1 pseudogene is annotated in these 1,262 nt (G+C 64.6%); it reads right to left on the bottom strand.

From position 1 onward, the window contains the following. Window positions 1-1,262 (bottom strand): annotated as a pseudogene (locus tag AXW67_RS42780) (S-layer family protein); the annotation flags it as partial.

The raw sequence follows: 1,262 nt of genomic DNA, 5'->3' as shown, positions 1-1,262 counted from the left end.
CGTGCCTGTGAAGCCGCCGGTCGAGTTGGTATAGACGTTGCCGTCGATCTGCCCATTGTTGTTGATGGTGACGGTAGAGCCGCCGGTCTCGGTGATGGCCGGCATCGAGCCCGCTGTCGTCGCTGATCCGATGGTGCCGGAGTTGGTGATCGTCACCGTGCCGGTGGCGTTCTCCGCGACGTTGATCGCGGATCTATTGGCCGCACCGACAACCGTCCCGGTGTTGATGATGGTGACCGAGCCGGTCGCCCCGGCACTTGCCTGTTGGGCGTTGATGCCGGAGTTCGCGGTGGCGGTGATCTGGCCGTCATTCTCGATGGTGATGGAGCCACCATGGTTGGTGCTCGAGAAGATGCCGGTTCCCCCGGTCAGGAAGCCGCCGTTGGTGACACTGACATTGCCGCCATCAAGCGCGTTGGCGTTGATGCCATTGGCCTGGTTGCCGCTGGTCGCGCCCGTGATCGATGAAATCGCACCGGTGGTGACCGTCACATTGCCGGCGCCGTAATTGTAGGCGTTGATGCCGGAGCCGGCCGCAGCCACGATCGTGGCGTCGCTCTGCACCAGCACGTTGCCCGCGACGGCGCCATTGGCCACGTTCTGACCGCCGGGAGAGTAGCCGGCGACGATGCCGCCGGGCGTCGAGCCATTCGGCGTCAGGAGCGTTCCGGAATGGATCGTCCCGTGGGCGATCACGGTCACGCTGCTGGTGGGATCGTCGGTGGCCGACTGATTCTGCGCATTGATGCCCGAGCTGCCGCCGGTGACGTTGTCGCCTGCCGAAGTCGTCACGCTGACGCTGCCGACCCCGTTGACGAAAGCCTGGATGCCGAAGATCGAGCCGCCCGAGATCGTCGCATTGGCCCCGACATTGACGGCGACGCTACCGGTCCCCTTGCTGTTACCGAAGGCGCCGATGCCGTATTGCGCGCCGGAGACGGAGGTGCCGGCGGCCTCGTTCACGGTCACATTGCCGTTGCCGTAATTGTAGGCGTTGATGCCGTAACCCGCCGCGGCGGTGATGTTGCCGTTGTTGTTGACGGTGACAGTGCCGTTGACGTTGGTATTGGCGATGCCGACGGTGCCCGGACCGCCGGTGGTACCGTAGTAGCCGGCGGCAATGCCCTGGGGCTGCGAACCACTGGGGTTGAGAGTCGTGCCCGAATTGATGGTGGCGTTGTTGGTGACCGTGATCACGCTGTTGGCGCCGGTCCCGATCGATGTCGCGAAGTTGACGAGGCTGATACCTGCGCCGCCGGAAT

It is taken from the genome of Bradyrhizobium neotropicale (assembly GCF_001641695.1).
GTDB lineage: Bacteria > Pseudomonadota > Alphaproteobacteria > Rhizobiales > Xanthobacteraceae > Bradyrhizobium > Bradyrhizobium neotropicale.
The sequence above is the reverse complement of the archived record's forward strand: the minus strand, read 5'-3'. Positions and strand labels throughout refer to the sequence as shown.